Genomic DNA, 5,599 nt, shown 5'->3' with positions numbered 1-5,599 from the left:
CGGGTTTCCAGTCTTAAGTTATCAAAAAAACAGAAACAGCTAATTAATTACCGCGCCGCAACTTGCAGTTGATCGAATAGCGCACCATCGGCAAAAAATCTTCTTTGCGCCCCATCCCAACCGCCTAGCTGGGAGATTGTAAAAAGTTTGCCAATTCTAGGGAAGTTCCTGCTATACTCTGCCGCTACCGTTGTATTAACGGGTCGAAAACCTACCTTAGCGAATTCTCGTTGGGCTTCAGGAGAAAAAAGGTATTGCACAAAAGCTTGCGCTACCTGACGAGTGCCATGTTTGTCGGCGTTTTTATCAACCACAGCTACTGGGTTGTCGATGGAAATATTTACTTGGGGAATGATGAAAGGTTCTGTTTCTCCCTGCTGTTTAGCTAAGAGAACTTCGTTTTCATAGTTTAGCAATACATCTCCTTGATTCTGCTTGTAAAATACGTCAGATGCTTCGCGAGCATCTTTGGGAAGAATCGGCACATTTCGATAAACTTGGCCGACAAAGTTACGAGCTGCCTGTTCGTTTCCGCCGTTTTGAGTTACAGAACCCCACAATGCTAAGAAGTTCCAACGAGCGACGCCAGAAGTTTTGGGATTAGCAGTAATCACCTTGACGCCACTTTTGGCTAGGTCTGACCAATTTTGTATTCGTTTGGGATTTCCAGGTCGCGTCACCAAAGCGACCACAGATTTGCTGGCAATACCGCCATTCGGTACTTCTCGCTCCCATCCGGGTTGGATCAGACCTGCTTGTTGAATGCGGTTTACATCAAAAGCAAGCGCCAGGTGTACTATATCGGCTTCCAAACCATCAATTACAGCACGGGTTTGCGAACCGGAACCGCCGTAACTTTGGTTGAATCTGACATTTTGGTTATGTTCTCGTTTCCACTTAGCGGTAAAGCCGGGAATAATTCGATCGTAGGCAGCTTTGGTAACAGCAAATGATACCAAAGTTAGTTCCACATCTTTCGGTTGCTGACTCCTGGCTGGCTGAGGAATTAACCAACTCAAACCCAAACCAACGGCAAAAAGTAAAATAAAAGTCCTGAAAAGCGAAGATTTGAGCAAGTTGGCTGACTTATCAAAAATAGCTGGCGAACCAGTTCTTTTTCGTAAGCGCAGCAATGCCCACTTTTTTAGACGGGTATACTGCATTGATTGTAATTCCTCCTGTTTTTATTTCTGCTCAATCGTGTTTTCAGCAATGCAAAACCATTGCTGCATCAAGAAAATTCGTGCAACATCAACAATCCCCTCTAAAAGACTGGCTATTTTTTGGCGATCGAACCAATCAATAGGGAATTTTATCTGCGCCAAGTATCAGCACCAGATTTTACTTCTTTATAATCTACGGTAAACCAGTGGGAATACAGTAGTTATTGATTACTCAGTATAGTTGCACAAACAATTGCAAAAAGCAAGCCCTTATTTGAGGGACACGAAGCGATCGCATTTAGTTGATGATTTTTATTTTTGTTACAAAGTATATAAACTTATGTAAAGATAAATTAACTTAAGGGATCTTTACATCACTCTTTAAGTTATAAAATTTTGTCGGGGGTTGCTTTCTAGTCATCGACGCGATAAATTAGTACATAAATGTATAAATTACTTATAAAAAATCTAATTTAGAGTTGCTGACGAGTCGGAATTTTAATCAAAAACTCAGTACCCTCTCCTTTTGATGACCTGCATTCTAATAACCCTTTGTGCTTATCAACTACAATAGAGTAGGCTATTGCCAATCCTAACCCAGTGCCTTTATCGACTGGCTTGGTGGTAAAAAAGGGATTAAATATTTGTTGCACAACCTCTGGAGTCATTCCCGCGCCGTTGTCAGATATTGCAATTTCTACCCAATTTTCATCTAATAGCTTGGTGCGTATGCTAATTTGTCCTTTTCCCAAAATTAATGATGTTTCGCTAATGGTTAATTCTTCTATAGCATCAATGGCGTTAGTTATAAGATTGAAAAATACTTGATTTAATTCGGCTGTGTAACACTCTACAAGAGGCAAAATGCCATATTCCTTAATTACTTTAATTTTTGACCGATCGTCAGCGTAAATGTTGTCTGAAGTTTCTCCAGATAACCTGTGTTCCAAAAGTAAAAGTGCGTTATCAATATCTGCATGAATATCAACCTGTTTTATTTCGGCTTCGTCGAGCCGAGAAAAACTCTTGAGGCTAACCACAAGGTCGCGAATTCGAGATGCCCCTACTTTCATAGAATCTAAGCTTTTGGGAATATCTGTTTTAAGAAATTCCCAATCCATGTTTTCGATGGCTAAGTTAATCTCTTGTTCTGGCTGAGGGTAATATTTTTGATAAAGATGGATTAGTTCAAGCAGGTCATTGAAGCTGTTTTTGGTATAATCGAGGTTGCCGCTGATAAAAGTAATCGGGTTGTTGATGGCGTGAGCGATTCCTGCCACCATTTGGCCAAGAGACGACATTTTTTCGCTTTGCACCAGTTGAGCCTGAGTTTGTTGCAAATCTTGCAAAGTCTGACTGAGTTGCTGATTCGCTTCGCTCAATTGCTGCTGGTATTGATATACTCGCAATCCCGCTCGTACCCGCGCCAACAATTCATTTGGCTCAATGGGTTTGGAGACAAAATCATCTGCGCCTGCATCTAAACCTAGCACACGATCGGCTATAGAATCCCGTGCAGTCAACAAAATAAAAAATGTGCTGGTTAATTCGGGTGTTGCCTTAACGCGACGGCAAACTTCTACTCCGTCCATCAGTGGCATCATCCAATCGCAAAGTATTAATGCCGGACGTATCTTAACTGCCTGTTCCAGTCCTTCTTCACCGTTTTTAGCGACAGTAACTTCATAACCTTCTAGTTGGAGGTCTCTTTTCAGGAGTAAACGAGTGGCCGAATCATCTTCAACTACAAGTATTTTGGACATGAGAATCCTTTATCCGGCAGCTATGAACCATGAGTCTTTAGCCATTATCTATGACCGATTCCCAATTAGCAATGAAGGTTTTGACACGCTCTAAAATATTTTCCATCTCTGTTATAATCAGATCTGCTCCATCTAGCTGGTTTAATTCCGCTTGTTTTTGTAAGGTGAGTGCAAGATCCGGCATAAATCTAATAGCTACGGTAGCGCTTCCGCCTTTGATCTGATGAGCTCGGCGAGCGAGGGTCTGAGCATCTCCTGAAAGCAAAGCTTGTTTGGCTTCTTCTATGTAAGTGGGAGCATCCTCCATAAAAGCTTGCAGTAATTCGAGTTGGAATTCCGAGCTGCCTCTGGTGATTTCCTTGAGACGCTCGCGATCGATAATTTCTTCAGAAAAACTTGGCATGGGCAATTCTGGACGAATGCGATTATCTACTGGAGGTTGAAGTTGAGAATTTGTGTTTTCTCCCGATACTTTTTTATCCACAATCTTTCTGCCTTTGTCGTACTTGTGCATCCATCGTTCTATAGCCGCTGACAATTGCTCCATAGAAACGGGTTTGGTGAGGTAGTCATCCATACCTGCTGCCAGACACTTTTCGCGATCTTCTTTCATCGCGTGAGCAGTCAAGGCAATAATTACAATGTGCCGATCGTCACCTGACTGGGTGCGAATTCTCTTTGTTGTTTCATAGCCATCCAGCATCGGCATTTGACAATCCATTAATACTAAATCGTAGGCGATAGATGCCATTCGATCGAGTGCTTCTTGACCATTTGCAGTGCAATCAGCCTCATAACCCAAGAATTTCAGTTGATTTAGCACCACTTTTTGGTTAATTGGGGTATCTTCCACCAACAATATTTTCAGCTTTTCTCTTGGCGATCGGTAATTAACAATCGGCGGTTGCTCAGGGGGAGCATTTCCCTCTCCCCTCCTCTCTATGTCTCCCTCGGTCTTATTCCTCTCCCTTTCTGGACTTATTTGGAAAGGCACTGCAAACCAGAATTCCGAACCCTTACCCAGCTCGCTCTTGACGCCTATTTCACCGCCCATCAACTCCACTAGCTGCTTGCAAATTGCCAAACCCAAACCAGTACCTCCATAAGCTCTTGTAGTGGAGCTATCTAGTTGAGAGAAGGATTGAAACAATTTTTTTTTGTTTTCAGGTGCGATGCCAATTCCCGTATCTCGGATAGCAAACAAAATGCAACATTCTGAATTGATAGTTTTTTCGCAATCTTCCCTAGTGATGCCTGATTTATTTTGATGATTCGTGACTGTAAGTACCACTTCTCCAAAGTCGGTGAACTTAATCGCATTTCCTACTAAATTTGTAATAATTTGGGTCAAGCGATGCGGGTCTCCTATTAATTTTTCGGGTAGATTGGGTGCGATGGCGGTACGCAATTCGAGCGCTTTGGCATGGCTCTGTATTTGCAGTATACTTACTATTTCTTCTATGCTTTTCTTCAAGTTAAATTCCTGCATTTCCAGGCGCATTTTCCCGACTTCCAACTTGGAGAAATCGAGCAGATCGTTAATCAGCGCTTGCTGGTGTTCCGCGCTTAATTTGAGCAACAACACGAATTCTTCCTGTTGCTTTGTGAGCGGCGTTTTCAAAAGTAAATCTGTCATTCCCAAAATGCCATTCATGGGAGTGCGGATTTCGTGACTCATGTTAGCTAAAAAAGCAGATTTCATCCGAGATGCTTGTAAAGCTGCTTCTCTGGCTTCTACCAATTCATTAATTATCTGAGTCACGATGACAATGCCACCAATGTGGCTTTTTCGATTTGTGATGTAAGATTTTGAGTTGTTAAATTTATTTTCCACCAATACTAAATCTGTTTGTGCGTACCAGGGCTGGACTGCCCAGCGCAGATAAAGTTTGTTGCCATCTTCTAACTCCAGAGCTTCTTCGGGCTTGGAAATTACCTCTCCTTGCAGCGCCTGGTAATAAATAGGTTTGAAAAGTTTTGCCAAATTTGGTAATACTTCATAATGGGATCGCCCGTTCAAGTTTTGCCCTTCGAGATTGTAATCCTTCAGCCATCGATCGCTGTAGGCGATGTACCGCATCTCCGTATCTAACATCGCCATTGCCACGGGTGCATGGGTAATAATTTGACGCAGTTGTTGGCGTTCTTGCTCCAAAGCCAATTCTACTTTTTTGCGTTCTACTATTTCAGCCTTAAGAGAGTTGAGCGTTTTTGATAACTCAGCAGTGCGTTCCTCAACGCGAATTTCTAATTCATCCAAAGCTTGGCACAAACTTTCTTGCGCCCACTTACGTTGAACTTCCGCAGCAGCTCGCGCCGCAAAAATTTTCATAATTCCTTTGGCGCTTTCTACATCCTGTAGAGGCTTGTCGTTGTTAATGCACAAAACGCCTATTACTTGTTGTAAAGAATCGAGCAGAGGCACTCCTAAATAGCAAACTGCACCCATAGCAACGACGCCCTTAGCTTGTGGGAACAGTTCTTGTGTACGCTCTGGGTAGAAAAACAGCTTTCCCTGTTTGATAACCGGTTCGCAAGGAGTACCGATTAAATCGTACTCGAAATTTTCTCCCAGTTTGTTATCTGCCCAGCAAGCAAGAGTCTGCAATTTATCGGGCTGGTTCCTCACAGTTTGTGCTATAAAAGCGTAGCGAACGCCCAACGCTGCTGCCA

The 5,599-nt window shown here is 42.7% G+C and carries 3 protein-coding genes; all 3 read right to left on the bottom strand.

The window, feature by feature from the left end; all coding sequences use genetic code 11:
* Nucleotides 1–47: 47 nt before the first annotated feature.
* Nucleotides 48–1,163: a sulfate ABC transporter substrate-binding protein gene (locus H6S82_RS15915; protein WP_190462719.1), complete on the bottom strand. Its 1,116-nt coding sequence runs from the start codon at nucleotides 1,161–1,163 to the stop codon at nucleotides 48–50.
* A gap of 473 nt (nucleotides 1,164–1,636) precedes the next feature.
* Nucleotides 1,637–2,926, bottom strand: a complete 1,290-nt coding sequence (locus H6S82_RS15910; protein ID WP_190462722.1) for a response regulator — start codon at nucleotides 2,924–2,926, stop codon at nucleotides 1,637–1,639.
* A gap of 37 nt (nucleotides 2,927–2,963) precedes the next feature.
* Nucleotides 2,964–5,599, bottom strand: a 2,636-nt coding sequence (locus H6S82_RS15905) for an ATP-binding protein (RefSeq protein ID WP_191056409.1), incomplete at its 5' end; no start/stop codon positions are given.

The organism is Planktothrix sp. FACHB-1355, from assembly GCF_014748295.1.
Lineage (GTDB): Bacteria > Cyanobacteriota > Cyanobacteriia > Cyanobacteriales > Aerosakkonemataceae > Aerosakkonema > Aerosakkonema funiforme_A.
Note: the sequence above shows the minus strand (reverse complement) of the source record. Positions and strands in the feature narration are given on the sequence as shown.

Bases quoted from the DNA above. Each gene is read 5' to 3' on its own strand.
- H6S82_RS15915 (WP_190462719.1), bottom strand. From the start codon at position 1,163: ATGCAGTATACCCGTCTAAAAAAGTGGGCATTGCTGCGCTTACGAAAA.
- H6S82_RS15910 (WP_190462722.1), bottom strand. From the start codon at position 2,926: ATGTCCAAAATACTTGTAGTTGAAGATGATTCGGCCACTCGTTTACTC.